At 70.3% G+C, this 26,117-nt stretch carries 24 protein-coding genes and 1 pseudogene; 17 read left to right on the top strand and 8 right to left on the bottom strand.

Annotation, left to right across the window (positions count from 1 at the left end; all coding sequences use genetic code 11):
* Positions 1 to 103 precede the first annotated feature (103 nt).
* From HDA39_RS29275 to HDA39_RS29230, 10 genes are all read left to right on the top strand, one after another.
* A complete protein-coding gene (locus tag HDA39_RS29275; protein WP_184800615.1) occupies positions 104 to 733 on the top strand; it encodes a DUF6668 family protein in 630 nt (209 codons plus the stop codon).
* A 12-nt stretch (positions 734 to 745) separates the two neighbouring features.
* On the top strand, positions 746 to 1,009 hold the full coding sequence (locus HDA39_RS29270; RefSeq protein WP_184800613.1) for a TrbC/VirB2 family protein: 264 nt from the start codon (positions 746 to 748) through the stop codon (positions 1,007 to 1,009).
* Positions 1,010 to 1,062: 53 nt separating this feature from the next.
* On the top strand, positions 1,063 to 1,914 hold the full coding sequence (locus tag HDA39_RS29265) for a DUF8175 domain-containg protein (RefSeq protein ID WP_184800611.1): 852 nt from the start codon (positions 1,063 to 1,065) through the stop codon (positions 1,912 to 1,914).
* On the top strand, positions 1,914 to 2,789 hold the full coding sequence (locus HDA39_RS29260) for a TrbL/VirB6 family protein (protein WP_184800609.1): 876 nt from the start codon (positions 1,914 to 1,916) through the stop codon (positions 2,787 to 2,789). The genes HDA39_RS29265 and HDA39_RS29260 overlap by 1 nt, the downstream gene beginning before the upstream one ends.
* A 1-nt stretch (position 2,790) precedes the next feature.
* On the top strand, positions 2,791 to 4,335 hold the full coding sequence (locus HDA39_RS29255; RefSeq protein ID WP_184800607.1) for a TrbL/VirB6 family protein: 1,545 nt from the start codon (positions 2,791 to 2,793) through the stop codon (positions 4,333 to 4,335).
* Positions 4,322 to 5,830, top strand: coding sequence for a MotA/TolQ/ExbB proton channel family protein (locus tag HDA39_RS29250; protein WP_238356175.1), 1,509 nt, complete (start codon positions 4,322 to 4,324; stop codon positions 5,828 to 5,830). The genes HDA39_RS29255 and HDA39_RS29250 overlap by 14 nt, the downstream gene beginning before the upstream one ends.
* 16 nt (positions 5,831 to 5,846) lie before the next feature.
* Entirely contained in the window at positions 5,847 to 7,457 is a 1,611-nt protein-coding gene (locus HDA39_RS29245; RefSeq protein WP_184800604.1) for an ATP/GTP-binding protein, read from the top strand.
* Positions 7,457 to 9,385 carry a type IV secretory system conjugative DNA transfer family protein gene (locus HDA39_RS29240; protein WP_184800602.1) on the top strand — a complete coding sequence of 643 codons (1,929 nt, stop codon included), beginning with the start codon at positions 7,457 to 7,459 and terminating at the stop codon, positions 9,383 to 9,385. The genes HDA39_RS29245 and HDA39_RS29240 overlap by 1 nt, the downstream gene beginning before the upstream one ends.
* A 76-nt stretch (positions 9,386 to 9,461) precedes the next feature.
* On the top strand, positions 9,462 to 9,842 hold the full coding sequence (locus HDA39_RS29235; RefSeq protein ID WP_184800600.1) for a DUF4913 domain-containing protein: 381 nt from the start codon (positions 9,462 to 9,464) through the stop codon (positions 9,840 to 9,842).
* Between the two features lie 40 nt (positions 9,843 to 9,882).
* Positions 9,883 to 10,899: a tryptophan--tRNA ligase gene (locus HDA39_RS29230; RefSeq protein ID WP_238356174.1), complete on the top strand. Its 1,017-nt coding sequence runs from the start codon at positions 9,883 to 9,885 to the stop codon at positions 10,897 to 10,899.
* A gap of 18 nt (positions 10,900 to 10,917) precedes the next feature.
* Here the strand turns inward: HDA39_RS29230 and HDA39_RS29225 are convergent, their stop codons facing one another.
* The gene (locus HDA39_RS29225; RefSeq protein ID WP_184800596.1) at positions 10,918 to 12,231 is read right to left on the bottom strand and encodes an MATE family efflux transporter; all 1,314 of its coding nucleotides are present in this window, start codon (positions 12,229 to 12,231) and stop codon (positions 10,918 to 10,920) included.
* 377 nt (positions 12,232 to 12,608) lie between these two features.
* Between HDA39_RS29225 and HDA39_RS29220 the strand changes: the two genes are divergently transcribed.
* Positions 12,609 to 15,740: a replicative DNA helicase gene (locus HDA39_RS29220; protein ID WP_420488746.1), complete on the top strand. Its 3,132-nt coding sequence runs from the start codon at positions 12,609 to 12,611 to the stop codon at positions 15,738 to 15,740.
* Here HDA39_RS29220 and HDA39_RS29215 read toward each other — a convergent pair.
* Positions 15,737 to 16,366, bottom strand: a complete 630-nt coding sequence (locus HDA39_RS29215) for a MerR family transcriptional regulator (protein WP_184800594.1) — start codon at positions 16,364 to 16,366, stop codon at positions 15,737 to 15,739. The two genes, HDA39_RS29220 and HDA39_RS29215, sit on opposite strands and share 4 nt — an antisense overlap.
* An 87-nt stretch (positions 16,367 to 16,453) precedes the next feature.
* Here HDA39_RS29215 and HDA39_RS29210 point away from each other — a divergent pair, with 87 nt between their 5' ends.
* Positions 16,454 to 16,966 (top strand): DoxX family protein, encoded by a 513-nt coding sequence (locus HDA39_RS29210; protein ID WP_184800592.1) that lies wholly within the window; start codon positions 16,454 to 16,456, stop codon positions 16,964 to 16,966.
* A gap of 11 nt (positions 16,967 to 16,977) precedes the next feature.
* Positions 16,978 to 17,379, top strand: coding sequence for a hypothetical protein (locus HDA39_RS29205; protein WP_184800590.1), 402 nt, complete (start codon positions 16,978 to 16,980; stop codon positions 17,377 to 17,379).
* Positions 17,380 to 17,469: 90 nt separating this feature from the next.
* Here the strand turns inward: HDA39_RS29205 and HDA39_RS29200 are convergent, their stop codons facing one another.
* On the bottom strand, positions 17,470 to 18,432 hold the full coding sequence (locus HDA39_RS29200; protein WP_184800588.1) for a helix-turn-helix transcriptional regulator: 963 nt from the start codon (positions 18,430 to 18,432) through the stop codon (positions 17,470 to 17,472).
* A gap of 64 nt (positions 18,433 to 18,496) precedes the next feature.
* Between HDA39_RS29200 and HDA39_RS29195 the strand changes: the two genes are divergently transcribed.
* Positions 18,497 to 19,786 carry an FAD-binding oxidoreductase gene (locus HDA39_RS29195; RefSeq protein WP_184800586.1) on the top strand — a complete coding sequence of 430 codons (1,290 nt, stop codon included), beginning with the start codon at positions 18,497 to 18,499 and terminating at the stop codon, positions 19,784 to 19,786.
* 46 nt (positions 19,787 to 19,832) lie between these two features.
* The gene (locus HDA39_RS29190; protein ID WP_184800584.1) at positions 19,833 to 20,972 is read left to right on the top strand and encodes a class I SAM-dependent methyltransferase; all 1,140 of its coding nucleotides are present in this window, start codon (positions 19,833 to 19,835) and stop codon (positions 20,970 to 20,972) included.
* Here the strand turns inward: HDA39_RS29190 and HDA39_RS44150 are convergent.
* From HDA39_RS44150 to HDA39_RS29170, 4 genes and pseudogenes are all read right to left on the bottom strand, one after another.
* Positions 20,956 to 21,114, bottom strand: a pseudogene (locus tag HDA39_RS44150) (GrpB family protein); the annotation flags it as partial. The gene HDA39_RS29190 and the pseudogene HDA39_RS44150 overlap by 17 nt on opposite strands.
* A 22-nt stretch (positions 21,115 to 21,136) precedes the next feature.
* Positions 21,137 to 21,532, bottom strand: a complete 396-nt coding sequence (locus HDA39_RS29180; protein ID WP_184800582.1) for a Rid family hydrolase — start codon at positions 21,530 to 21,532, stop codon at positions 21,137 to 21,139.
* Positions 21,533 to 21,593: 61 nt separating this feature from the next.
* Entirely contained in the window at positions 21,594 to 22,028 is a 435-nt protein-coding gene (locus HDA39_RS29175) for a protein-tyrosine phosphatase family protein (protein WP_184800580.1), read from the bottom strand.
* A gap of 28 nt (positions 22,029 to 22,056) precedes the next feature.
* Positions 22,057 to 22,959, bottom strand: coding sequence for a LysR substrate-binding domain-containing protein (locus HDA39_RS29170; protein WP_184800578.1), 903 nt, complete (start codon positions 22,957 to 22,959; stop codon positions 22,057 to 22,059).
* A gap of 82 nt (positions 22,960 to 23,041) precedes the next feature.
* Here HDA39_RS29170 and HDA39_RS29165 point away from each other — a divergent pair, with 82 nt between their 5' ends.
* Both HDA39_RS29165 and HDA39_RS29160 read left to right on the top strand, forming a co-directional pair.
* Positions 23,042 to 24,277, top strand: coding sequence for an MFS transporter (locus tag HDA39_RS29165; RefSeq protein ID WP_184800577.1), 1,236 nt, complete (start codon positions 23,042 to 23,044; stop codon positions 24,275 to 24,277).
* 144 nt (positions 24,278 to 24,421) lie between these two features.
* Positions 24,422 to 25,117 carry a dienelactone hydrolase family protein gene (locus tag HDA39_RS29160; protein WP_184800575.1) on the top strand — a complete coding sequence of 232 codons (696 nt, stop codon included), beginning with the start codon at positions 24,422 to 24,424 and terminating at the stop codon, positions 25,115 to 25,117.
* Here HDA39_RS29160 and HDA39_RS29155 read toward each other — a convergent pair.
* Positions 25,114 to 26,055, bottom strand: a complete 942-nt coding sequence (locus HDA39_RS29155) for an AraC family transcriptional regulator (protein ID WP_184800573.1) — start codon at positions 26,053 to 26,055, stop codon at positions 25,114 to 25,116. The genes HDA39_RS29160 and HDA39_RS29155 overlap by 4 nt on opposite strands.
* Positions 26,056 to 26,117: the final 62 nt, after the last annotated feature.

Raw genomic sequence — 26,117 nt, 5'->3', positions numbered from 1 at the left:
GGGGTAGAAACATCCTCGCCTGTGGATGGGTCACGCCCGTGTACCCCGTTAGCGAGACAATACTGTGGGCGACAGCCCGTGACACGCCGCGAGAGGAGGGGCCATGACGCAACCGCAGCAGAACCCGTGGACGACGCAGCAGCCGCTGCCGCCCGGGCCGCAGCAGCCCGCGTCAGGCCCTGTCGCGGAGACTGGCCCCCGTGGACCGTCGGCCCCGCAGCACGGTGTGCCCGCGCCCGCCGAGGACCAGCGGCTGCCCAAGTTCGCCATCCCCGCCGCCGACACCTTGTGGTGGGTCGGCGTGCACGGCGGCGCGGGGGAGTCGACGATGTCGCTGCTGCTGCCCGGGACGCGCGCGGCCGGTCACCGCTGGCCGATCCCGCCGCCGCCGGTGCCGACCCCGGTCGTGCTGGTCGCGCGAACGAACGGATCGGGCTTGCGCGCGGCGCAGCGCGCGGCGATCGAGTGGGCCTCGGGTGTGGTGCAGGGCGTCGCCGTCCTGGGCCTGGTGCTGATCGCCGACGCCCCCGGCCGGCTGCCGCGGGTGCTGGACGACTTCGCCGACATCGTCGGCGGTGGTGTTCCCAGAGTGTGGGACATCCCCTGGATCGAGGAGTGGCGAAGGGGGGAAGATCCCACGCCTGACAACACCCCCGACGAGGTTTTCGAAGTTCTCGAATCCATTTACGCTCTTCGCGCGTCACAACCAGCGGACTACCCCGCCCCGTACTGAGAGGCTCTGTTCATGTTGGCTAAGTACATCTACCTCCTCGTCCCGCTCCGCGAGGAGCTGCCGGACGAGGTCACCACCAAGGTCAACACGGTGGTCGACTGGGTGACCACCGTCGCGATCACGATCTGCATCCTCGGTGTGGTCATCGCCGGCGCCATGATGGCGATCGGCCAGCGCCGCGGTGAGGGCGGCGAGCACGCGGCCCGCCTCGGCTGGGTCCTCGCGGGCTGCATCGTGATCGGAGCGGCCTCGGCGCTGGTCAAGGCCATCGTCTAGTGACGACCACACCGCGCACCGCCCTGCTCGGTACGTCGAGGGCCTGATCCACGATGGCCTGGTTCAGTGGACGCGACACCTCCGGATCGGGGGACGACGGCGACGACGCCCCGATCTGGGAGAGTCGTGGCTTCGTCGCCTCGGCGATCGTCATCGGGGCGGTCGTCGTGTGTCTCGTGGTCTGGCTGGTGGTGAACGGTGACTCCGGCGCACCGTCCAGCCGGCCGAGTCCGTCGGTCACGCCCACGCTGGGCGGGACGACCGACGGTCCGACGGGCCGGCCCACCGAACCACCGGCGACTCCTGACCCGACGACGCCGACGCGGACGCCGTCCGCACCGGTGAACCCCGACGGCACCGGTGGCTGCCGGGCCAAGAACCCGCCCCAGCGCATTCCCCGGGAGGCACCGGGCGCGGTCAGCTGGCAGTTCGAGACCAACATGCTGATCCCCCTGCAGGCGCAGGGCGGCCCGGCGGTCGAGGACTCCAGGGGACTGCGGTCCTGCTTCGCCCACTCGCCGACCGGCGCCGTACTGGCCGCGATGGTGACGCTGGGCCAGATCCGCAATCCCGAGCTCACCGAGGCGGTGCTGCGGACCCGGATCGCTCCGGGCGACGGCCGCAACCTGGCCCTGCGGACGGTCCGGACCTCACCGACGCCGCGCAACACCGGCCAGACCTCGCAGTTCACCGGCTTCAAGGTGGTCGACTACCTGCCGAACCGGGCGATCGTCTCGATCGCGGTCCGCCTGGACAGCCAGAAGGTGGCCGGCCTGCCGATCACGCTGCTGTGGCAGAACAACGACTGGAAGCTGGTGCTGCAGCCCGACGGCAGCTTCAACGGCGAGGTCGCGCCGGACGTGCTGCAGTCGCTCGAGGGTTACGTCCGGTTCGGGGGCGCCTGATGATCGTGCTGGGCTGTTCCTGGGCGCCGTGGGACTGGGGCGACTGCATCTCGCAGTTCCTCGGCGACGCGCTCGAATGGGCGATCGGCAGCCTGTTCAACCTGATCTTCGAGGCGATCAAGTTCGTCGTGATCAAGGCCGTCGAGATGGTGATGAAAGCGGTCGGCACGCTCTGGATCGACATCGACACCCCGCAGTTCGGCAACAACAGCGCGATCGCGTTCGTCCAGGACCGCACGCTGTGGATCCTGATCCTCGCGGCCACCATCGCGATGATCGTCGGCGGGGTCCGGATGGCGCTCGCGCAGCGCGGCGAGGCGGTCCGCGACATCATCAAGAGCCTGCTCACGATGGTGGTGGTCTCGACCGGCTGCGTCGCGTTCTCGGCGGCACTGATCGAGATCGCCGACCAGTTCTCGGAGTGGATCGTCGACGAGGCGATCGGTGGGTCGGACTTCTCCACCCGGATCGGCGAGATCCTGGTGAACCCGCTGAAGACCGAGGGCGTCGGGCTGATGCTGGTGATCGTGATGGGCATCCTGATGATCGTCACGTCGCTGATCCAGCTGGCGCTGATGGTGGTCCGGTACGGGATGCTGATCCTGCTCGTCGGCGTCCTGCCGCTGACCGCGGCCGCGACCAACACCGAGGCCGGGATGATGTGGTTCAAGCGGGCGATCGCCTGGCTGGCCGGGTTCATCCTCTACAAACCGATCGCCGCGATCATCTACGCGGCCGCGATCACGCTGATCGGTACGCCGGAAGGCGCGACGGACGAGACGCTGGCCGTGATCACCGGCGTCGCCATGATGATGCTCGCCGTCGTCGCCCTGCCGGCCATCCTGCGCTTTGTCTCACCGAAGACCGGGAGCTGACATGCTGGCACTCCTGTGCGACGACGGCTGGGAAGCGTGCATCCGGGACTTCCTGCTGGAAGCCCTCACCCCCGCAGTCGAGGCGTTGATAGCGTTGATCTTCGATCCGATTCTCAGTGCCCTGGCCGAGGCCGTCGGCAAGGTGATGGGGACCATCGGCACCTTCTGGGTCTTCATCGACACCCCCGGGGTGGGCGACGACCAGGGCCGGCCGGACAGCGCGACCGTCGGCTGGCTGTGGGAGCACACCTCCTGGCTCGCGGTTTTCGCGGCGATCATCGGCATCATCGTGGGCGGCGCCCAGATGGCCTGGTCGAGTCGCGGCGACTCGGCGCGCGAGATCCTCAAGTCCCTCTTCACGCTGGCGATCGCGTCCACGCTGGCGATCGGTATCGCCCAGCTGCTGATCAGCATCGGTGACACCTTCTCCAAGTGCATCGTCGCGACCTCGCTGGACACCGACGCGGGCACCGGCTGGACCTGTTCGATCAGCGACGCGAACCCGCAGGCCTTCGGGGACGCGATGATCGTGCTGTTCGGGCTGTCGGTCGCGCAGGGCGGCACGCTCGGGATCGGGCTGATGATCGCGATCGCGATCCTGACCTTGCTCGCGTCGGTGATCCAGGTCGTGCTGATGGTGGTCCGGTACGCGATGCTGATCCTGCTGCTGGGGGTGCTGCCGATCGCGGCGGCCGCCACCAACACCGAGATGGGCCGCGGCTGGTTCAAGCGGATCCTCGGCTGGCTGGCCGCCTTCATCCTCTACAAACCGGTGTCGGCGCTGATCTACGCCACCGCGATCAAGCTGACCGGCGCGGCCTTCGAGGAGGGTGAGCGGAACGGTCCGCTGGCCTTCGTCGAGCAGGACCCCGGGACGGCGATCATGAACATGGTCACCGGTGTCACCATGCTGGTGCTCGCGCTGTTCGCGATGCCGGCGCTGATGCGGTTCGTCGCGCCGATGGTGTCCGCGACCGCGGGTGCGGCCGGTGCCGGCGGGATCGCGGCCAAGATGGTCGGCGCGGACAAGCTCGCCGACGGAGCCACCAAGAGCGCCTCGAGCGAGAGCGACGGCCCGTCCGGGTCCCGCAACGTCGGTCGCCCCAGCAGCAACAACTCGTCCCCGCCGAGCTCCGGCCCGAGCGGAGGCCAGAACGCCGGCCAGGCGAGCGGTAGCCGAGGCGCTGGTGGTGGCGGCGGTGGTGGTGGCGGTGCCGGTGGTGGTGCGGGCGGCGGCGCCGGAGGCGGTGCAGGTGCAGGTGCCGGAGCCGGCGGAGGCGCTGGTGCAGGTGCCGGCGGCGCGGCCGGTGGTGGCGCGGCCGCGGGAGGTGGCGCAGCAGCAGGCGGTGCCGCGGCCGGTGGTGGCGCGGCGGCCGGCGGTGCGGCCGGTGGCGCGGCGGCCGGTGCGGGTGCGGCCGCGGGCCCGGTCGGTCTCGCAGTGGTGGCCGCCGCCGCGGCGGCCAAGAAGGTCAAGGAAACCAACGACGCCGTGATCAACGAAGCAACCAGCGGCGCGGATGACGAGGGACCAAGTGGCAGCGGCTGACAACGTACGGACGGCGCCGAGAACGTACGGCAACTGGCGGGCGCCCGCCTCGGCGGGCATCGCCGGGATGGGCATGCTCGGCACCGGGATCATGATGATGGGCCTGGTGGTCACGATGATCGCCACCCTGACCAGCGGGATCGCCGGTGCGCTGGTCTCGCTGACGATCGTCGGCATCGCCCTGCTGCTGCTGATGACCAAGGACAAGCACGGGCACTCCGCCCTGCAGAGGCTCTCGACCCGAATTGGATGGCAGCGAGCGAAGATGGCCAAGCACAACGTCTACCGATCCGGACCTCTCGGCCGTACGGCGTGGGGCAAGTTCCAGCTCCCCGGTCTCGCCGCGGCCTCCCAGCTCAGCGAGTACCAGGACTCCTACGGCCGCCCGTTCGCGCTGCTGTTCTACCCGAGCACCCGGCACTTCACCGTAGTGATCAACGCCGAACCCGACGGCGCCTCCCTGGTCGACGAGGACCAGATCGACGTCTGGGTGGCGCACTGGGGTCAGTGGCTGGCGTCGCTCGGCCACGAGCCGGGCATCGTCGCCGCCTCGGTCACGGTGGAGACCGCACCGGACACGGGGATCCGGCTGCGTCGTGAGGTCTCGCAGAACATGCAGGACGGTACGCCGGCGATCGCCCGCGCGATGCTCGCCGAGGTGATCCAGACCTACCCGGAGGGCTCGGCGCTGGTGTCGGCCCGGGTCGCGCTGACCTTCAAGGGCACCGACCGCAACGGCAAGCGCCGCAAGGAAGACGACATGGGCCGCGAGCTGGCGTCCCGGTTGCCCGCGCTGACCCAGAGCCTGAACTCGACCGGCGCGGGTGCCGCCCGTCCGGTCAACGCCCAGGAGCTGTGCGAGACGATCCGGATCGCCTACGACCCGGCCGCCGCCGTACTGATCGACGAGGCCCGCGGTCAGGGCATCGCGCCGGAGCTGCAGTGGACCGACGTCGGCCCGGCCGGCGCGCAGGCGTTCTGGGACAAGTACCGGCACGACAGCGCCTGGTCGATGACCTGGTTGATGACCCAGGCGCCGCGCGGTGAGGTGTTCTCCTCGGTGCTGTCCCAGCTGGTCGGGCCGCACCCGGACATCGACCGCAAGCGGGTCACCCTGCTGTACCGGCCGCTCGACGCCGCCACCGCGGCCCGGATGGTCGAGGCCGACAAGCGCAACGCGTCGTTCCGCGCGACCGCGTCCGCCCGTCCGTCGGCCCGCTCGATGGCCGAGGCCCGGGCCGCCGACCGGACCGCGCAGGAAGAGGCCCGCGGCGCCGGCCTGGTGAACTTCGGCATGGTCGTGACCGGCACGGTGATGACCGCCGAGCAGTTGCCGGACATGATCGCCGCGATCGACAACCTCGGTGCCACCGCCCGCGTGCTGCTGCGCCCGGCGTACGGGTCGCAGGACTCCGGCTTCGTCGCCGGGCTGCCGCTCGGTGTCGTGATGCAGAGCCACCTGTCGGTTCCGGCCGGTCTTCGGGAAGCGCTGTGAGTCGACAGGAGAGCTTGTGAGCAAGCAGAAGAAGCCGGTCGACCCGAGCCGCGGCGGCCGCCGTCCGATGCCGCGTGGCTGGCCGGGGATGGGCGGCGGCTACTCGACGTACCTGCAGGCCCCCGCCGAGTGGCGCGGTACGACGGTGCAGGTGTGCGGCATGTGGCCGTTCGCGTCCGGCACCGGCAGCCCGATGGTCGGGGTGCCGATCGGCCGCAACATCCTGTCCGGCGCGACCATGTGCTGCGACCCGATCAGCTGGTTCATGCGGGCCAAGCTGATCTCCAACCCGTCGATGTTCGTGCTCGGCAAGCCCGGTCTGGGCAAGTCGACGATCACCCGGCGGATGGCACTCGGCCTGGCCGGGTACGGCGTGATGCCGCTGGTCCTGGGCGACCTGAAGCCGGACTACAAGGACCTGATCGAGGCGCTCGGTGGCCAGGTGATCCAGCTCGGCCGCGGCCGCGGTCACCTCAACGTGCTCGACCCCGGCGAGTCCCGCCAGGCCGCGCTGCGGCTGACCGGCTCGGCCCGGCAGGCGATCGAGGCCGACGCGCACGGCCGCCGGCAGACGATGGTCTCGGCGCTGATCTCGATCATGCGCTCGGCCCCGCCGACGGACCGCGAGGAGACCATCATCGACGAGGCCCTCAAGGTGCTCGACGAGCGCCACGAGGGCACGCCGGTGCTGCGCGACCTGCTGAAGGTCGTCCAGGACGCACCCGACCGGGTCCGCAACGTCACCCTCGACCGCGGCAGCCTGGACCGGTACCGGCAGATCACCGAAGGCCTGGAGGCCTCGCTGATCGGTCTGGTCGGCGGCGGCCGGCTCGGTGAGATCTTCTCCGAGCAGACCAACAACCCGATGAAGCTGGACCGCCCGGTCGTCTTCGACGTGTCCAACATCGACGACTCCGAGACCAACCTGCAGGCCGCCGTACTGCTGGCCTGCTGGTCGTACGGGTTCGGCGCGGTCGCCGTCTCGCAGGCGCTGGCCGACGCCGGCCTCGAGCCGCGGCGGCACTACTTCGTCATCCTCGACGAGCTCTGGCGGGTCCTGCGGGCCGGGCGCGGCCTGGTCGACCGCGTCGACGCGCTGACCCGGCTGAACCGGCAGCGCGGTGTCGGGATGGCGATGATCTCGCACACCATGTCCGACCTGCTGGCGCTCGAGCACCCCGAGGACCGGATGAAGGCCAAGGGCTTCGTCGAGCGGTCCGGCATGGTGATCTGCGGCGGTCTGCCGCGGGCCGAGATGGAGAACCTCACCGAGGTCGTGCCGATGTCCGAGGAGGAGCAGAACATGCTCATCGGCTGGCAGGACCCGCCCGCGTGGGACCCGGCCACCGGCGAGGAGGCCGCACCGCCCGGCCGAGGCAACTTCCTGGTCAAGGTCGGCGGCCGGCCGGGCATCCCGGTGCACGTCGGGCTGACCTCGGTCGAGCGCGAGATCAACGACACCAACAAGCTCTGGAAGACCGGCGCGGACGGCCGCCCGCTCAAGGTGGAGATCGCCGACGACGGAACCGAGGAGGTGGTGGCCGAGTACACCTTCGACGACCCGGCCCAGCTGCCTCCGCCCGACCCCACCACCCGCGTGGTCGCGCGAAGCGGAGTTGACGACTGATGGCACAGGGACGCAAGAGCACCGGCGGGGCCGCGATCTCGCCCGAGGCGATCGCGCTGTTCGTGGTGATCGGCCTGATCGCGCTGGTCTCGGTCGGGACCTGGGCCGCGGCCTCGCTCGGGGCGGCGATCAGCGGTGACAAGAAGCCGGGCGGCAACCCGCTGTCGGTCCCGGTCGACCTGTTCACCGGGGACTACGAGTGGCCGGGCGCGGCCACCGCCGTACTGGTCGTCGAGATCGTCGTGGTCGCCGCGCTGATCGTCGGCGTGTTCCTGCTGCTGCGCCGGCGGACCGGCACCAAGTCCCGCGTCGACCGGCACGCGTTCCTGATGTCGAACCGCAAGGACCTGCGCAAGATCCTCCGCGAAGGCGCCCAGGAGACCGCGAACCGGCTCGGCGCCGGGCACGCCGGTCCGGGAGTCTTCATCGGCCGGACCGTGCGGGACGACCTCGAGCTGTTCGGCTCGTGGGAGGACATGCACATCGACATCTGGGGGCCGCGGACCGGTAAGACCACCACCCGCGCCGTACCGGCCATCCTGGACGCGCCGGGTGCGGTGATCGCGACCTCGAACAAGCGCGACATCGTCGACGCCAGCCGGGGCCCGCGCAGCGCCAAGGGCCAGGTCTGGGTGTTCGACCCGCAGGGCGTCGCCGACGAGGAGCCGACCTGGTGGTGGAACCCGCTGAGCTACGTCACCGACGAGGTGAAGGCCCGGCAGTTCGCCGACCACATCGTCAACAGCCAGCGCCAGGAGGGCGCCCGGTCCGACGCCTACTTCGACACCGTGGCGGCCGACCTCCTGGCCGGGCTGCTGCTCGCGGCCGCACTGGCCAAGCGGCCGATCAACCAGGTCTACCTGTGGCTCAGCGACCAGCTGAACGACGAGCCGGCCCGCATCCTCGACAACACTCCGGGGTACGAGCTGCCCGCGCAGCAGATGGCCAGCCTCTACAGCCTGCCGGACAAGCAGCGGGCCGGTGTCTTCGGGACCGCCCAGCCGAGCGTGCAGTTCCTGCTGAACCGCCAGGTCGCCAAGTGGGTCAACCCGAACGGCCAGGCCGACAACCGCCCACAGTTCAACCCGCACGACTTCGTCCGCAGCGGCGGCACGCTTTACAGCCTGTCCAAGGAAGGCAGCGGTACGGCGGGCCCGCTGGTCGCCGGGCTCACCGTCGCGATCGTCGAGGCGGCCGAGGAGTACGCCAAGACCTGCCCGATGGGCCGGCTGCCCACCCCGCTGGTCGGCGTACTCGACGAAGCCGCGAACGTCTGCCGCTGGAAGGACCTGCCCGACCTCTACAGCCACTTCGGCTCCCGCGGCATCGTGCTGATGACGATCCTGCAGTCCTGGGCCCAGGGCGTGGAGTGCTGGGGCGAGCACGGCATCGAGAAGCTGTGGTCCTCGGCCAACATCCGGGTGTACGGCGGCGGTGTCTCCGACTCGGCCTTCCTGGAGCGGCTGAGCAAACTGATCGGCGAGTACGACATCAACTCGAACACCGTCTCGTACGAGGGTGGCAAGCGCTCGCACAGCAGCCAGGTCCAGCGGCACGCGATCATGGAGGTCTCCGACCTGACCTCGATGCCGCCCGGCCGCGCGGTCGTCTTCGCCTCCGGCACGCCGGCCACGATGATCAAGACGATCCCGTGGATGGCCCGGCCGGACGCCGCGTCGGTCCGTGCGTCGCTCGCGCAGTTCGACCCGGGCGCGGCGTCGACCGCGGGCCCGGCCGGCGGCGCGTCGAACCCGTGGATCGCGGCCGGTCAGAAGGCCAAGCACAACCCGCTCGGTCCTGCCCAGGCGACCTGGCCGGCGGTGCCCGACAACCAGCCGCAGCCCCAGCAGCAGGCGCCGCAGCCCGGACAGCAGCAGTGGGGCCAGGCACAGTGGAGCCCGCCGAACCCGAACGACCGGCGCGGGTGACAATGTGGTCCTGCAACACGGCGGTGCGGGTCGCACCGGCCGGCCGAAACGCTAGCCCTGGGCAAGGAGTGGAGCCATGGACGACGACGACGTGATGGAGCTGTACTACCCGCACGTCGCGGCCTTCGTGGAGGACAGGCTGGTCTACCTGTACGCGCGCCGGCTCGGCCAGACCTTCGTCTGGTGCCCCGAGTGGTTCCGGCACGCCGAGGCGCTGAGCCGGCTGGACTCGATCTGGCGCGCCTGGGAGCACCTGCGGCTGGACCCGGCGACGGGGATGTCGGTGTGGTGGCGCGACCACGCGGACCCGCACATGCACGTGCTGCTCAACCCCGACGGCCCGTTCGCGGGCTGCCGCGGAGCGCACAGCGAGTACACGGCCCGCCCGCTCGCCACGGTGCCGCCGCCGGAAGGCCTCTTCTTCGACCAGCGCGAGCCCCACCTGCGCAGCATCTGATCCAGCAGCCGCAAGGCTCTGGGAGAATAGAGACATGGCTATGGAATCCGCACGTCCGGTGTCGCTGACCGGGATCAAGCCGACCGGCGACCCGCATCTCGGCAACCTGATCGGCGCGATCCGGCCGGCGCTGCAGCTGGCCGACTCCTACGACGCGATGTACTTCATCGCCGACTACCACGCGCTGACCGTGCTGCGGGACGCCGAGCAGCTGCGGCACTACACCCGCTCGGTGGCGGCGACGTGGATCGCGGCCGGTCTCGACACCGACCGGATCACGATGTACCGGCAGTCCGACGTACCGGAGACGTTCGAGCTGCACTGGGTGCTGTCGACGGTCGCCGCGAAGGGCCTGATGAACCGGGCGCACGCGTACAAGGCGGCCCGGGACAAGAACGCGGAGGCCGGCAAGCCCGACCTGGACGCGGGCGTCAACATGGGTCTCTACAACTACCCGGTGCTGATGGCGGCCGACATCCTGCTGATGGACTCCGACGTCGTACCGGTCGGCAAGGACCAGTCGCAGCACGTCGAGTACGCCGCGGACATCGCCGGGACCTTCAACCACCTCTTCGGTGAGAACAAACTGAAGGTGCCGCGTCTGGTCCTGCCCGAGGACGACGCGGCCAAGACGCTGCCGGGGGTCGACGGCCGCAAGATGAGCAAGAGCTACGGCAACACGATCCCGCTGTTCGCGCCGGAGAACCAGCTGAAGAAGCTGGTCCGCCGGATCGCCACCGACAGCACGCCGGTCGAGGAGCCGAAGGACCCGGACAGCTCGTCGGCGTTCCTGATCTACGAGCAGTTCGCGTCGCCGGAGCAGCTCGCCGACACCCGCAAGCGGCTCGAGGCCGGCGGGATGGGCTGGGGCGACCTGAAGAACGAGCTGTTCGAGGTGATCAACACGCAGATCGGCCCACTACGAGCCCGGTACGACGAACTGATGGCCCCGGGCAGCGACCTCGACGCCCTGCTCGAGGCCGGCGCCGTCCGGGCCCGTGCCCGCGCCAAGGTCGTCCTGGACCGCGTCCGCGACGCGGTCGGCATCTCCCAGTAGGCGCGGCCGCCGGCGCGGTCAGCGGACCGCGCCGGTGACCAGCCACGCGTCCCGGCGTTCCCGGGTGAGCAGGGTCAGCAGGCGGAGCAGCATGAACCCGCCGAACGCCCACCACAGCGCCACGACGCCGCCGTCGAACCAGATGACGCTCAGCGCCAGCGGGACGTACAGCACGAGCGCGATCACCCCGGCGACCGCCAGGTACGGGCCGTCGCCGGCACCGATCAGTACGCCGTCCAGTACGAACACCACGCCGTTCACCGGCTGCCAGAGCGCGGCGACGAGCAGCACCGCCGAGAGCGAGTGCCGTACGGCCGGGTCCTCGGTGAACCAGGGCACGTAGATCGAGTGCAGGCCCCACAGCGCGAGGCCGCCGACCACGCCCGACCAGAGTCCCCACCACATCATCCGCCGGGTGATCGCACGCGTCCCTTCGACGTCGCCCGCACCCAGCGCCCGGCCGGTCAGCGCCTGCGCGGCGATCGCGATCGCGTCCAGCGCGAGGGCCAGGAACGACCAGAGCGTGAACGCGACCTGATGGGCCGCGACGGACGTCGTACCGAGTGAGGTGGCGACGAAGGTGGCCAGGATGATCGCGACCCGCAGCGTGAGGGTCCGGACCACCAGCGGTACGCCGGAGTGGGCCGAGGCGCGGATGCCGGGGAAGTCCGGGCGCAGCTTGGCGCCGTCGCGGCGGGCGCCGCGGACGACGACCACGACCAGCGCGACGCCGGCGGCGGTCTGGGCGAGCGCCGTACCGAGGGCCGATCCGGCGATGTCCAGGTCGAGGCCGTAGACCAGGATCAGGTTGAGCACGATGTTCAGCAGGTTGGCGGTGATCGCGACGATCATCGGCGTCTTGGTGTCCTGCAGACCACGCAGTACGCCGGTCGCCGCGAGCAGCAGCAGCATCGACGGGATGCCGAGGCAGCTGATCCGCAGGTAGATCACCGCGTGGTCGGCGACGTCGGGGGAGGGGTTGAACGCGCCGATCGCGGCCGGGGCGAGCAGGACACCGACCACAGCCAGTACGACGCCCAGCAGCAGCGCGAGCCAGAGGCCGTCGATGCCCTGGGCCAGCGCGCCCTTGTGGTCGCCGGCGCCGATCCGCCGCGCGACCGCCGACGTCGTGCCGTACGCCAGGAACACGCAGACGCCGACCAGGGTCTGCAGGATCGTGCCCGCGATCCCCAGGGCGGCGAGCTGCGGGGTGCCGAGGTGGCCGACGATGGCCGAGTCGGCCAGCAGCATCAGCGGCTCGGACACGAGGGCGAAGAAGGCCGGTACCGCCAGTCGGAGGATCTCCCGGTCCTGGCTGCTGGTAAGGCGCATAGGCCTCATTGTGCCTGGCGGCTGCTGTGCACAACGCACCGGACCGAACTGTCTCGAATCTTTTTCTTCTCCACACCTGTGGGTTTGAAAAACCGCAGGTCAGAGGGATGTTGTGGAGCTTTCCCCACAGATATCCACAGGGTTGTTCCCAACCTGTGCACAGGACTTCCCGGGGTTTCCCACAGGTGGTCCACACCCCCTGTGGATACTCGGCTACCGGGTGGCGGCCGTTCGGGCGTACCGTCGCGTGTCCGACGCCGTCCGCCCGACTCGGGGGTCCGGGTGGGTCGGGGAAAACTGTCGGCGACGCCGGATACGGTTCGATCACGTGTTCGACCCGTTGGGCGGGTCGGTGGGCGGACGAGGAGGTCGGGGCAGTGAGCGTTGCGGAGTTCCGCGGAGGGCCGGACGGCGGGAACGAGGAACGCAACCCGGCGATGGGCTTCGACCGCACCCCGCCGCAGGACCTGGCCGCCGAGCAGTGCGTGCTCGGCGCGATGATGCTGAGCAAGGACGCGATCGCCGACTGCATCGAGACCGTCCGCGGCACGGACTTCTACCGCCCGGCGCACGAGTCGGTCTACGACGCGATCACCGACCTGTACGCGCGGGGCGAGCCGGCCGACGCGATCACCGTCGCGGCCGAGCTGACCAAGCGCGGCGAGATGGCCCGGATCGGCGGTGCGCCGTACGTGCACACCCTGGTCGCCTCGGTGCCGCTGGCGGCGAACGCCAGCTACTACGCGCACATCGTCCGCGAGAAGGCGATCCTGCGCCGCCTGGTCGAGGCCGGCACCAAGATCGTCCAGCTCGGGTACGCCGGGGAGGGCGAGGTCGACGACGTCGTCGACGAGGCCCAGGCCGAGATCTACCAGGTCACCGAGAAGCGGACCACCGAGGACTACGCGCCGCTGAAGGACATCATGGAGGGCGCCCTCGACGAGATCGAGGCGATCGACTCCCGCGGCGACGCGATGATCGGCGTACCGACCGGCTTCACCGACCTCGACGAGCTGACCAACGGGCTGCACCCGGGGCAGATGATCATCGTCGCCGCGCGTCCCGCGATGGGCAAGGCGCTCGCGCTGGACACCCCGCTGCCGACGCCGTCCGGCTGGACGACGATGGGCGAGGTCGCCACCGGCGACGTGCTGCTCGATGCGGACGGCCGCCCGACCCGCGTGGTCGCCGCGACCGACGTGATGGAAGACCGGCCCTGCTACCAGTTGACCTTCTCCGACGGCACGACGATCGTCGCCGACGCCGAGCACCAGTGGGTCGTCGAGGACGGCGGCCAGCCGGTCGTCTGTACGACGCTCGACCTGCACAGCGCCATGTCGGCGTACCAGGGTCTGACTCCCGCGGTGCCGAGGTCGGCGCCGCGCGAGATCGCCGGGCACGGCGTCACCACCGGCGTGCTCGGTGAGCCCGACCGCCGCGTCGAGCGGGTCGAGCCGGTCGCGTCCGTCCCGGTCCGCTGCGTCGAGGTCGACAACCCCGACCACCTGTACCTGGCCGGCAAGACGATGGTGCCGACCCACAACTCCACGCTGGGCCTGGACTTCGCCCGCTCCGCCTCGATCAAGCACGGCCTGACCTCGTGCATCTTCTCGCTGGAGATGAGCCGCAACGAGATCACCATGCGACTGCTCTCGGCCGAGGCGAAGGTCCCGCTGCACCACATGCGCAACGGCAAGATGACCGACGAGGACTGGGCCCGCCTGGCCCGCAAGATGGGCGAGGTCTCCGAGGCCCCCCTGTTCATCGACGACTCCCCGAACCTCACCATGATGGAGATCCGCGCGAAGGCCCGCCGCCTCAAACAGCGCCACGACCTCCGCCTGATCGTGATCGACTACCTCCAGCTGATGACGTCCGGCAAGAAGGTCGAGTCCCGCCAGCTCGAGGTCTCCGAGTTCTCCCGCTCCATCAAACTCCTCGCCAAGGAGCTCGAACTCCCGGTCGTCGCCATCTGCCAGCTCAACCGCGGCTCCGAGCAACGATCCGACAAACGCCCGATGACCTCCGACCTTCGCGAGTCGGGCTGCCTGACCGCCGACACCCGGCTGATGCGCGCAGACACCGGCGCCGAGGTGTCGCTCGGCGAACTGCTGGCCGACGACACTCGGGACGTCCCGGTGTGGTCGCTCGACGACCGGCTGAAGCTGGTGCCGCGCACTCTGACGCACGCGTTCCCCAGCGGCGTGAAGGAGGTCTTCCGGCTCAAACTCGCGTCCGGGCGGGAGATCAAGGCAACCGCGAATCACCCCTTCCTCACGTACGACGGCTGGAAGCCGCTGGGTGAGCTGACTCCCGGCGCGCGCATCGGTTCGGTGCGGCACGTACCGCCGCCGCTCGAGCTGAAGCCGTGGGACGACGACGAGGTGACGCTGCTCGCTCACCTGCTGGGCGATGGCTCCTTCGTCCGGCGGCAGCCGATCCGGTACGCCAGCATCGACGAGCACAACCTCGACGCCGTCACCTCGGCAGCCAAGCGTCGATTCGGGATCACCGGGGTGCGGGACGAGTACGCCGCGGCGCGAGTGACCACTCTGCGGCTGCCGGCGCCGTACCGACTAGCTCGTGGCAAGCGAAACCCGATCGCCGCCTGGCTGGACGAGCTGGGACTGTTCGGGCTGCGCAGCCATGAGAAGTTCGTGCCGGACGGTGTGTTCGGACTGCCCAAGGAACAGGTTGGCAGCTTCATCCGGCACCTGTGGGCCACCGACGGTTCGGTCCGGTGGGACAGCAAGGCCGGTCAAGGACGGATCTACTACGCGTCGACCAGTCGCCGACTGGTGGACGACCTGGCCCGCTTGCTGCTGCGGTTCAACATCTTCAGCCGCATATACGTCGCCAGGAAGGCCGGATATCGCGACTCGTACCACCTGACAATCGACGGCGTCGAGAACCAACGACGCTTCTGCGACGAGATCGGCGTGCACGGTTTACGTGGCAAGAAGGCGCGCGAGGTTCTTGAGCGCTTGCGAGACATCAACCCTGCACCGAAGCTCGACACTGTGCCGGTCCAGGTTTGGGACCAGGTCAAGGTCGCCATGCATGATCGCGGAATGACCAAGGTCGCCCTCGCGTCCGCCCTTGGGCGGCGTAACCCGAACCGTCTGTTTGCCGGCGCTCCTACCCGAGAGCGTCTTGCGAACGTGGCCAGTGCCCTCGATCTCGCCGACCTGGAACTCATGGCAACGAACGACCTCTTCTGGGACACCGTCACGAGCATCGAGAGCGTCGGTGAACGTGAGGTCTACGACGCGACTGTCCTCGGTACGCACAACTTCGTTGCCGACGGCATCGCTGTCCACAACAGTCTTGAGCAAGATGCCGACATGGTGATCCTGCTGCACCGTGAGGACGCCTACGAGCGCGAGTCGACCCGCCCCGGCGAGGCCGACTTCATCGTCGCCAAGCACCGCAACGGCCCCACCGCCGAGGTCGTCGTCGCCTTCCAGGGCCACTACTCCCGCTTCGTCGACATGGCCCACGACGGCTAGTCGGTCCAGCGGTCCTTGGAGATGGACTCCTGGGCGAGGAGGCGTAGGGACGCGATCAGCGTCTCGCCGAGGATGGTGCCGATGACGACGCTTTCGGCGATTTGGTGGGGGTCGGTGCGGGCGGTGACCGAGGCGACCTCTAGGGCGGTGAACTTCTCGACCGCGTCGGCGTAGGAGTCGAGGAAGTCGACCAGGTGGTCCTGGTCGAGCGTGCGGAGGGCGGCGACTGTCTCGATCAGCGTGGTGAGTGCGGGGGCGTCGGGCTCGACCTTCCAGCCGCGGCGGGCGATCAGTTCGCCGACCTGTACGGCGGCCGCCGTACGCGCCTCGCTGCCGGCGGTCGGTGTGCGGGTCGGGGTGATCGCGCGGTGCGCGCGGCCGATCTGGTCGTGCAGGGGCATCGAGTCGGAGTCCAGGCCTTCGAGGATCTCCTTCACCCGGGCGACCGGCACCTGGCCGAGGTCGATCAGCGCCCGGATCAGCCGCAGCCGGCGCAGGTGGGTCTCGCCGTAGGACGCCTGGTTCGGGCTGGTCAGCTCGCCCGGTGGCAGCAGGCCCTCGCGCAGGTAGTACTTGATCGTCGGCACCGGAACCCCTGACTGCCGGCTCAACTCCGCGATGCGCATAACCGCCTTGCCTTCCCTCGACCTGTGATGGATAGTAGCAGTATCCATTAACGGATAGTCGCACTATCCATCCAGAGAAGAGGTGAAATGCTCATCGATGTCGTGCTCGTCGTCGCGACGCTGATCTTCCGCGGGCTCGGAGCACTCGGCGTGCGCCGGTTCGCCCGCTGGCCGGTGGCCGCCGCGCACGGGCTGGCCGTGATGCTGGTGCTGACCGCGAGCGCCCACTTCGTCCCGGCCGACGTGACCGTGATGCCGAACCACGCGGACATGGTCCGGATCGTCCCGCCGTTCGTCCCGTACGCCGACGCGATGGTCTACCTGACCGGCGTACTGGAACTGCTCGGCGCGCTCGGTCTGGTCCTGACCGCAACCCGCTGGGCCGCCGGCTGGTCGCTCGCCGCGCTGTTCGTGGCGTTGCTCCCGGCCAACATCTACGAGGCCGTCGAGCAGATCTCGTTCGCCAACGGGGAGGCCGCGACGCCGCTGTGGCAGCGCATCCCCGAGCAGGTCCTCTACATCGCGGTCGCCGTCTGGGCCGCCCGATCAACCCGTACGCCGTCCGCCGCGCCGCGGCCCGCGCTCGTCGACACCCACTGAAGGAGCCCGACATGTCCGACCCGACCCGCACCTTGGCCGGCGTCATCCTGCTGACGATCGTCACGATCGAGTTCGGCGGCTGGTTCCTGACCAAGATCGCCCGCGGCCAGGTGCCGATGACCGACTTCCAGAAAGCGTTCGCCCGGGCCGGCCACGCGCACGCCGGCGTGCTGGTGATCCTCAGCCTGGTCGGCCTGCTGTACGTCGACCTGACCGGCCTCGACGGTTTCTGGCTGTGGGTCGGCCGGCTCGCCTTGCCAGTCGCGGCGATCCTGATGTCCGGCGGCTTCTTCGCCTCGTCCGCGGGCAAGAACGTCACTCAGCCCACCAAGTTCATCGCCATCCTCTGGGTCGGCGCGGCCAGTCTCGCCGTCGGCGCGCTGACCCTGGGGATCGGCCTGATCACCGCCTAGCCGGTCCAACTGCGCCGACATCACCGGTCACCTAACAAGTACCGACCCTCGACAGGTGGCCGGTACTTGCTAGGTGACCGGTGATGACTGCTAGGTCGACGCCAGCCGGGCGCCGACCGACTGGATGATCGCGGCCGTCTCCGGCGGCGCCTCGAGCGTGAAGTCGGCGCCCAGGGCAACCACTCCGGCGACGTACTGGATCAGCAGCTGGGCCGAGTCGGCGCTCAGCGTGAGCACGCACGACTCCGGCCCGGTCGGTACGACGGTGCCCGGCAGCCACCACCCGTAGAAGCCTTCCCGCACCTTCTCCTCCGACAGCTCGACGCGCAGCACCGCCGAGTGCCGGTACGTCGCCGCCGCGAACGATTCGGCCAGGTACGCCGCGGCGTCGGCCGCCGGGATCTCGCGCCGGACGAACCGGTGCCGGCTCGGCCGGACGTCGCTGATCCGGTCGACCCGGAAGCTGCGCCAGTCGTCGCGGTCCGGGTCGAACGCGAGCAGGTACCAGGTCCCGACCAGCGCGACCAGGTGATGCGGCTCGACCCGCCGGCTGGTCACCGCGCCGTGCCGCGATTCGTAGCTGAAGGCAACGATCTCCAGATCGCGGCAGCAGGCGGCGAGAATCGCCAGCCGCCCCGGATCGACCTGGGGCAGATCCGCCCGAGCGACCACCGACGACGCCCCGACCGCCGCGACCTGTGGACGAAGTCGCGGCGGCAGCACCTGGGACAGCTTCGCCAGGGCGCTCATCGAGCTGTCGTACATCCCCGTCACCCCACCGCTGCCCGCGCCGGCCAGACCGACCGCGACCGCCACCGCCTCGTCGTCCGAGAGCACTAGCGGCGGCATCGCGCGCCCGGAGACCAGGCGGTACCCACCGGCCGTCCCCGTCGTCCCGACGACCGGGTAGTCGAGCGAGCGCAGCCGGTCGACGTCCCGCCGGATCGTCCGGTCGGTGACGCCCAGCCGCTCGGCGAGCTCGGCGCCCGACCACTCCCGGCGCGACTGCAGCAGCGACAGCAGCCGCAGCAGTCGTCCGGGCAGGTCGTTCATATCCACAAAGATATCCACAGCTTGAGGACAACCCCTGTCCGGAACGCCGTCTACGGTCGGCGGCATGGAGACTTGGACCCCTGAAACCGACGGCTACGACGACCAGCGCACCGGCTTCCAGCGCCGCGATCCGCACCGGCCGGCGCGGATCTTCGCCGCGACCAGCGCGACCGACATCCAGGAGGCGGTGCGCTATGCCCGCGACCACGAGCTGCGGCTCGCGGTCCAGGCGAGCGGGCACGGCCACACGACGCCGACCGACGGCGTGCTCGTCACGACCAGCGGCTTCGCCGGTGTGACGGTCGATCCGGAGCAGAAGACCGCGACGATCCAGGCGGGCGCGACCTGGCAGCAGGTGACCGCCGCGACCTCGCCGTACGGGCTGGCTCCGCTGTCCGGCAGCTTCCCCGGCGTCGGCGCGATCTCGTACACACTCGGCGGCGGACTCGGGCTGATGGCGCGCAAGTACGGCTTCGCCGCCGACCACGTCCGCCGGATCGACCTCGTCACGCCGGGCGGCGAGCTGCGCTCGGTGACGCCCGACTACGTGGAGCTGTTCTGGGCGCTGCGCGGTGGCGGCGGCAACTTCGGCGTCGTCACCGAGCTGGAGATCGACCTGTTCGAGGTCGCGACGGTCGCCGGCGGCAGCCTGTACTACGACCTCGCGACCACACCCGACGTACTCCAGACCTGGCGCGAGTGGACGGCGACCGTGCCCGAGGAGGTCACCTCGGCCGTCGGCGTCCTGGTGCTGCCAGACCTCCCGATGGTCCCCGCGCCGCTGCGCGGCAAGCACATCGCGCAGCTCCAGCTCTGCCTCCTCACCGACCTCGCACAAGCCGAGCAGCTGATCGCACCGCTGCGCGCGCTCGGCGAGCCGGTCATGGACACCTTCGGCGAGATCCCGTACGCCGAGTCCGGCCGCATCTTCGCCGAGCCCGAGCAGCCCCACGGCTACCGCGCCCAGAACCTCCTGCTCGCCGACCTCGACCCGGTCGCGCTCTCCACCATCCCCAAGCTCGCCGGCCCGGAGGCGGGCGCGATGTGCGTCATCGGCATCCGTCACCTCGGCGGCGCGCTGTCGCGCCCGCCCGCGATCCCGAACGCGGTCGGCCGCCGCGAGGCGCAGTACGCGCTGACCGTCCTCTCACCCGGCGAGCAGGACCTCACCCAGCTGCACCGCAGCATCCTGGAGCCGTGGACGTCGATCGGCCGCCAGCTCAACTTCAGCTTCGGCCCGCTCACTCCCGACCAGATCGCCGAGGCCTACGAACCCGCCGACCTCGAACGCCTCCGGCGGATCAAGAACGACCTCGACCCGACCGGCCTGCTCCAGCCGAACCATGTGATCTGAGGCTCACCCGCTGGTCGCGTCCGCCCGGCCGGAGCAGGGTGAAACCATGAACAAGGCCCATCTCGAACTCTGCTCGTCGGACTACTGGATGACCCATCTCGGCACCACCGTCGTGCCGTGGGCGCTGGAGCGGGTCGCGCTCGGCGGCCGGCTGCTCGAGATCGGGTCCGGGCCGGGCGCCGCGACGCGGGTGCTGCGGGAGAGCTTCGAAGTGACGGCCGTCGAGTACGACGTGGAGCTGGCCGCCGCGCTGATCGACCAGTTCGAGAACGACCCGCGCGTGCACGCCAAGCAGGGCGACGCCACGAAGCTGGACGAGCCGGACGGCCGGTACGACGCGGCCGCGTGCTTCACGATGCTGCACCACATCCCGTCGCGCGAGCAGCAGGACCAGGTGTTCGCCGAGCTGGCCCGGGTACTCCGGCCGGGCGGCGTGTTCTTCGGGACCGACAGCCTGGCCGGGCCCGGGTTCTTCCGGCTGCACGAGGGCGACATCTGCGTACCGGTCGACCCGACGACGCTGGCCGATCGGCTGGAGGCGGCGGGTTTCGTCGACGTCGACCTGGAAATCCGCGGCGAAGGTGTCCGCTGGACCTGCTCGACGCCGGAGCCGACCGGCGCGCGGGTGCAGGTCCGGGAGCCGTTCCTGCGGACCTACATCAGCGACGAGTTCCGCCACGGCATCGTCACCGACTGGGTCCCGCAGCTCCTCGAAGTCGTTGACCTGGGCAACGACCCGCTGCACCTCGACGCCGGCCCCGCCGACGCCGCCGAACCCCTCCGCGCCGCCGCGCCCCGCCTCACCGTCGCGCAGCTCGACCCCGCGTTCACCCCGGACCTCCGCGCTCGAGCAGCCGCGGACCTCGAGATCGTCGACGTGGACCCGCTCCACCTTCCCTTCGACGACAACCGCTTCACCGCGGCGACGGTCTTCCTCTCGCTGATGCACCTCCGCTCGGCCCGCACCCAGGACGCCGCCCTCCGCGAGCTCCACCGAGTCCTCCGCCCCGGAGCGACCTTCGCGGGCCTCAACGCCCTCGACGGCAACCACTTCCGCGGCATGAACGACCACGACCGGGCCGTCCCCATCGACCCGTTCGCCTTCGCCGCCCGCCTGGAAGCCGCCGGGTTCAGCAACCCCAAGGTCGACTACTGGTCCTTCCCCCGCTTCACCGCCCAGGCCTGAGCAACTCCGCGATCAACGCGCTCTTTCCTTCCCCGTACGCCGCCCGGTCGCGCGTCAGCTCCCGCTTCCGCGCCGCGTACCGCTCCCGCGCGACCGCGTCGACCCGCAACAGATCCCGCAGTACGACGTGATCCCGGTGCGCCGCACGATCTCGGCGGGTGGGATCACAGGGCCGCGGTCACGTCGATCTCGACGAGCTGCCCGGGGAAGCCGAGTTGGGCTACGCCCAGGAGGGTGCTGGCGGTGGTGAAGGCGGGGGCCAGTGGCGATGCGTTGAGCTGGGTCCACACGGCGGCGAGCTGCTCGCGGTCGGTGCTGACGACGTAGATCACCGTCCGTACGACGTCCTCGGGCCGAGCGCCGGCAGACTCCAACCCGGTCAGGATGTTGGTGATCACCTGGGCGGTCTGGCCCTCCAGGTCCTCGGCGGCCAGGTCGCCGGCGGGGTCCAGCGGGCACTGTCCGGCGAGGAAGACCAGGCGGGACGCCTCGACGGTGGTCACGTGGTGGTAGCCGGGGGTCGGGTGCAGGGCCGGGGGATTGGTGCGTTCGATCGTCACCGGCCCAGCCAAGGTCACCACTCACGCACGGTCAACAGAATTAGGCGATGACCACCAAGCCTCAGGCCGCTAAGCGCCGCACGTAACGCTTCTGCCAGGGCGTCTCCACCGCGTGCGAGCTGTAGTTCGCCCGCACGTAGGCGACCGCCTCGTCAGCCGGCACCCCATCGAGAATCGCCAGACAGGCCAGCGCCGTACCGGTCCTTCCGCGCCCACCACCACACGCGAACTCGACCCGCTCACCAGCGCGGAGGCGTTCGAGCGCCTCCGCGAAAGCAGAGCGTGCGGCATCCCGGTCACTGGGCAGCCGGAAGTCAGGCCAACGGACCCACCGGCTCTCCCAGCGGACCGGCGGTGGTTCCTTGCCCAGCAGGTACACGCCGAACGTCGGGTCCAGACCCGGCGGCGCCGGGTTGCGGAGTCCACGTCCTCGCACGACCAGTCCGGAGGGGAGCTTCATCAGGCCGTCGTACTCGGCCGTCCACTGGTGTGCCATCCACAAACCTTAGCCAGAATCCGCATTCCTAGAACTGCGTGCCGCCGGGGCGGACGCTGTCCGCCACCAGCTCGAGCAGCGCGGCCACCGCGCGGCTCGGCCGCCGGCCACTCAACGTGATCGTCGACAGCGTCCACGCGAGGTCGACTCCGGTGAGACGCATCCGGGTGATGCCCGGTTGGGACCCCTGCTCGATCGCCGGTACGACGGCCACGCCGAGCCCGGTCCGCACGTAGTCGGGCACGGTCGTCAGGTCCGGGACCTCGACCTGCACGCGCCGCGGCTGCCCGACCGCGTCGAAGGCCCGGTCCACGCTCGTCCGGTTGCCGAACCCGGGCAGCATGTCGACGAACCGCTCCCCGGCCAGATCCTCCAGCCGGACCTCCGCCCGCCCGGCCAGCCGATGCGTCGACGGCACCAGGACGACGTACGGGACGGTCGCCAGCTCGCGGGCCTCCAGGCCGATCAGGTCCGACTGCCCGAGGCCGACCAGTGCGACGTCCAGCCGTCCGTGCCGTACGTCGTCCGCCAGTCCCGACGAACCGCTCGGCGAGGTCGTGACCTGGACGTCGACCAAGGGGTAGCGCTGGTAGAACGCGCCGAGCAGGCCGGCCAGATCGACCAGGCCGAGGCGGGTCAGCGTGCCGATCCGCAGACTGCCGCGCAGTCCGGTGGACGCCTCCTCGACGACGGCGCGGGCGCGGTTCATGGCCTCCAGCGCGTCCTTCGCCTCCGGGAGCAGGGCCTGGCCGGCCGGTGAAAGCTCCACCCGCCGGGTCGAGCGGTCGAAGAGCGTTGTCTTCAGCTCGGTCTCGAGGCCGCGGATCGCCGCCGACACCGTGGACTGGACGGTGAACAGCCGCTGCGCCGCGCGGGTGAAGCTCAGTTCCTCGGCGACCGCGACGAAGTACTCCAGCTGGCGGGAATCCACAGCGCCAACTATCGGTGAGGGCGATGAGAGTCCGCAAGAATCTTCGTTTGTGTCGATAGATCTCCGGGCTCACCCTGAAGACATGACAACACTCACCGGACCGCGGGCGGTCGACGCCGTCGGCACGAAGGTCCGCTTCGCCCACGGCCCGGGGTTCTGGACGATCGCCGCCGCCTTCCTGACCACGATGGCGTTCTCCACGGTGCCGACGCCGCTCTACGCGATCTACCAGCAGCGCGACGGCTTCCCGACGTTCCTGATCACGGTGATCTTCGCCGCGTACGCGGTCGGCGTGATGGCGAGCCTGTACCTGGCCGGCCACGTCAGCGACTGGCTCGGCCGGCGCCAGGTCGCGCTGCTCGCCGTACTGGCCGAGGTGGTCGCCGCGCTGATCTTCCTCTTCTGGCCGGAGGTTCCCGGGCTGCTGATCGCCCGGTTCGTGTCCGGCGTCGGAGTCGGCATCCTGACCGCGACGGCGACCGCGCACCTGTCCGAGCTGCGCAAGATCGCCCGGCCGGACGAGGACCCGAGCCGGTCCGCGCTGATCTCCAGCATGGTGAACCTGGGCGGCCTCGCCTTCGGTCCGCTGATCGGCGGCCTGCTGGCCCAGTACGTCGGCCGCCCGATCGAGCGCCCGTACGAGGTGTTCCTGGTGCTGCTCGTGATCAGCGCCGTCGGCATCGCACTGGTCCCCGAGACGGTCGAACGGCGCGAGACGCGTCCGGCGTACCGGCCGCAGCGGGTCGCACTGCCGGCCGCCGCCAGGCCGCTGTTCTTCGCGAGCGCGGCCGGCGCCTTCGCGGCGTTCGCGATCTTCGGGTTGTTCACGTCGCTCGCCCCGACGTTCCTGGCGGGCACGCTGCACCACACGTCCCGGCTGCTCGCCGGAGTGGTGACCTTCGCGGCCTTCATCGCCGGCGCGGCCAGCCAGGTCGTCTTCGTCCAGCTCACCCGCACCCGTCAGCTGCAGCTGGGCCTGGCCTTCATGTCGGTCGGCCTCGTCGGAGTCGCCGCCGGCGGCCTGACCCCGAGCCTCGCCCTGTTCGTGATCGGCGGCATCGTCGCCGGCGCCGGCGTAGGACTAGTGTTCCGCGCGGCCGTCGCCACGGCAGCCGGCCTCGCCGACGCAGGCTCCCGCGGCGAGGTCCTCGCCGCCCTCTTCCTGATCGCGTACGCCGGCCTCGCGCTCCCCGTCCTGGCCATCGGCCTCGGCATCGCCTTGCTCCCGGCCGAAGTAGCCCTGGTCGTCTTCGCCGCGATCATCTTGGTCATGGTCAACGCCGCCGGACTCCGCATGCTGGCGGCCCACCAGCGCTGACCACCCCGCGCGCCGCCCCCGCGCACCCCTCTCTTTTCTCCGGCCGACGCCACCTCAGCCCCGTGCGACCCTCCCGGCCGCATCACCGGCAACCTCCGCCCCCCCGCTCGGCGAAAGCACGAGCCGCGAGTAGCGTCCCGCTCCATGGGTGAATACGTCTCCGTCGGAAGCTTGACCGCCTACCTCTCCATCGGCCGCGCCAACGGTCCTGGGATGCTGCTGCTCCCGATGATCACCGGCATCGGCGAGCAGCTCCGGGACTGGGCCGACGAGCTCGCCGACCGCGGGATCACCGCACTGACCTGGGATCCCTTCCACGGCCGCAGTACCGACAACTCCACCGTCGACGAGCTCCACGAGCTCCTCCTCCAGCTGGACGACGACGCGGCCCTCGCCGAGCAGACCCAACTCCTGGACCACCTGCTCGGCGACCTCGCCGCCCCCAAGGCCGGCGTCATCGGCTGGTGCCTCGGCGGCCGGTTCGCGATCCTGCTCGGCGCCCGCGACCACCGCCTGGCCAACGTCACGGCCTTCCACCCGACGACACCGTCGCAGCTGCGCCCCAACCAGACGTACGACGCGATCGCCGACGCCGCCGCGATCACCGCGCCCGTCCTGGTCAGCTACCCCGGCGCGGACGCCGCCGTACCGGTCGCGGACTTCGAGGCCCTGCAGACCTCGCTCCAGACCCGTCCGACCGGCCACACCTTCGCCCTCTTCCACCCCGGCGCCGACCACGGTTTCACCAACCGCGACCGCCACGACAAGCCGGTCAATGCCGACGCCTACCAGCTCGCCTGGCCCCAGGCCCTCACCTTCATCGACACCACTACCGCCTAGGCGGCAGTCGAAGCCCGCCGGTGGGCGGTCGGATTCGTTCCCCGCAGTCGCTTGAACGCGACCGACAACGCGAACGCGTTCGCATAGCCCACCCGGCGAGCGATCGACTCCACGGTCTGGTTGGTCTCCCGCAGCAGATCGGCCGCGAGCGTGATCCGCCATCCGGTCAGATACGCCATCGGCGCTTCGCCCACCAGCGCGGTGAAGCGCCGCGCCAGACTCGCCCGCGAGACGCCCGTCCGATCGGCCAGCTCGACAACCGACCACGGATGCGCAGGATCCTCGTGCAGCAGCCGCAACGCCAACCCCACCACGGGATCGGACTGCGCCTGGTACCACCCGGGCGCGTGCGACTCGGGCCGCGCGAACCAGGCCCGCAACGTCGTGATCAACGCCAGGTCGAGCCACCGGTCGAGCACACTCTGCTGCCCGGGCTCGTCGCGCTGGATCTCCCCGAGCACCATCTCCATCACCGGCCCGGTGACGTCCCCGGCCGGTACGACGAGCACCGGCGGCAGCGCGGTCAGCAGTCGCCGGCTGACGTCGCCCTCCAGCTGATAGGTGCCGCTGACAACCATCGCCTGACCCTCGGGCCGCGCGCCGTAGGTCCGGACGCCGAGCCGCGCGCTGTAGTCGACAGGTGCCCCAGGCAACGGTTCGCAGATCCCGCCGGGATGGATCCGCAGCTGCGGCTCGGTCTCCGGGGCGTCCACCACGACGTACGGCTCCGGCCCGCGCAGCACCGCGACGTCCCGTTCGTTCATCCGGACCGGATCCAGCCCGTCGCGCAGGATCCACGCCGACCCGCGGACCAGCGTCGCGAGCGCGAGCGGCGCCTCGTCGACGATGTCCAGACCCCACGGCGGATCGAGCACGGTCAGGTTGAAGACCCCGCCACGGGCCCGGGTGCCGGCCAGCAAGTCGTCGAGAACATCCATGCCGACCACCATAGCTGAGACTCTCAGACATCGAAATGCGTCGGACAACCATGGTTTGTCTC

Source organism: Kribbella italica, from assembly GCF_014205135.1.
Taxonomy (GTDB): Bacteria; Actinomycetota; Actinomycetes; order Propionibacteriales; family Kribbellaceae; genus Kribbella; species Kribbella italica.
Note: the sequence above shows the minus strand (reverse complement) of the source record. Positions and strands in the feature narration are given on the sequence as shown.

Coding starts and splice junctions, on each gene's coding strand:
- HDA39_RS29190 (WP_184800584.1), top strand. CDS start 19,833: ATGAACAAGGCCCATCTCGAACTCTGCTCGTCGGACTACTGGATGACC.
- HDA39_RS29205 (WP_184800590.1), top strand. CDS start 16,978: ATGTCCGACCCGACCCGCACCTTGGCCGGCGTCATCCTGCTGACGATC.
- HDA39_RS29275 (WP_184800615.1), top strand. CDS start 104: ATGACGCAACCGCAGCAGAACCCGTGGACGACGCAGCAGCCGCTGCCG.
- HDA39_RS29165 (WP_184800577.1), top strand. CDS start 23,042: ATGACAACACTCACCGGACCGCGGGCGGTCGACGCCGTCGGCACGAAG.
- HDA39_RS29155 (WP_184800573.1), bottom strand. CDS start 26,055: ATGGATGTTCTCGACGACTTGCTGGCCGGCACCCGGGCCCGTGGCGGG.
- HDA39_RS29255 (WP_184800607.1), top strand. CDS start 2,791: ATGCTGGCACTCCTGTGCGACGACGGCTGGGAAGCGTGCATCCGGGAC.
- HDA39_RS29215 (WP_184800594.1), bottom strand. CDS start 16,366: ATGCGCATCGCGGAGTTGAGCCGGCAGTCAGGGGTTCCGGTGCCGACG.
- HDA39_RS29230 (WP_238356174.1), top strand. CDS start 9,883: ATGGAATCCGCACGTCCGGTGTCGCTGACCGGGATCAAGCCGACCGGC.
- HDA39_RS29225 (WP_184800596.1), bottom strand. CDS start 12,231: ATGCGCCTTACCAGCAGCCAGGACCGGGAGATCCTCCGACTGGCGGTA.
- HDA39_RS29265 (WP_184800611.1), top strand. CDS start 1,063: ATGGCCTGGTTCAGTGGACGCGACACCTCCGGATCGGGGGACGACGGC.
- HDA39_RS29270 (WP_184800613.1), top strand. CDS start 746: ATGTTGGCTAAGTACATCTACCTCCTCGTCCCGCTCCGCGAGGAGCTG.
- HDA39_RS29240 (WP_184800602.1), top strand. CDS start 7,457: ATGGCACAGGGACGCAAGAGCACCGGCGGGGCCGCGATCTCGCCCGAG.
- HDA39_RS29210 (WP_184800592.1), top strand. CDS start 16,454: ATGCTCATCGATGTCGTGCTCGTCGTCGCGACGCTGATCTTCCGCGGG.
- HDA39_RS29175 (WP_184800580.1), bottom strand. CDS start 22,028: ATGGCACACCAGTGGACGGCCGAGTACGACGGCCTGATGAAGCTCCCC.
- HDA39_RS29260 (WP_184800609.1), top strand. CDS start 1,914: ATGATCGTGCTGGGCTGTTCCTGGGCGCCGTGGGACTGGGGCGACTGC.
- HDA39_RS29200 (WP_184800588.1), bottom strand. CDS start 18,432: ATGAACGACCTGCCCGGACGACTGCTGCGGCTGCTGTCGCTGCTGCAG.
- HDA39_RS29160 (WP_184800575.1), top strand. CDS start 24,422: ATGGGTGAATACGTCTCCGTCGGAAGCTTGACCGCCTACCTCTCCATC.
- HDA39_RS29195 (WP_184800586.1), top strand. CDS start 18,497: ATGGAGACTTGGACCCCTGAAACCGACGGCTACGACGACCAGCGCACC.
- HDA39_RS29235 (WP_184800600.1), top strand. CDS start 9,462: ATGGACGACGACGACGTGATGGAGCTGTACTACCCGCACGTCGCGGCC.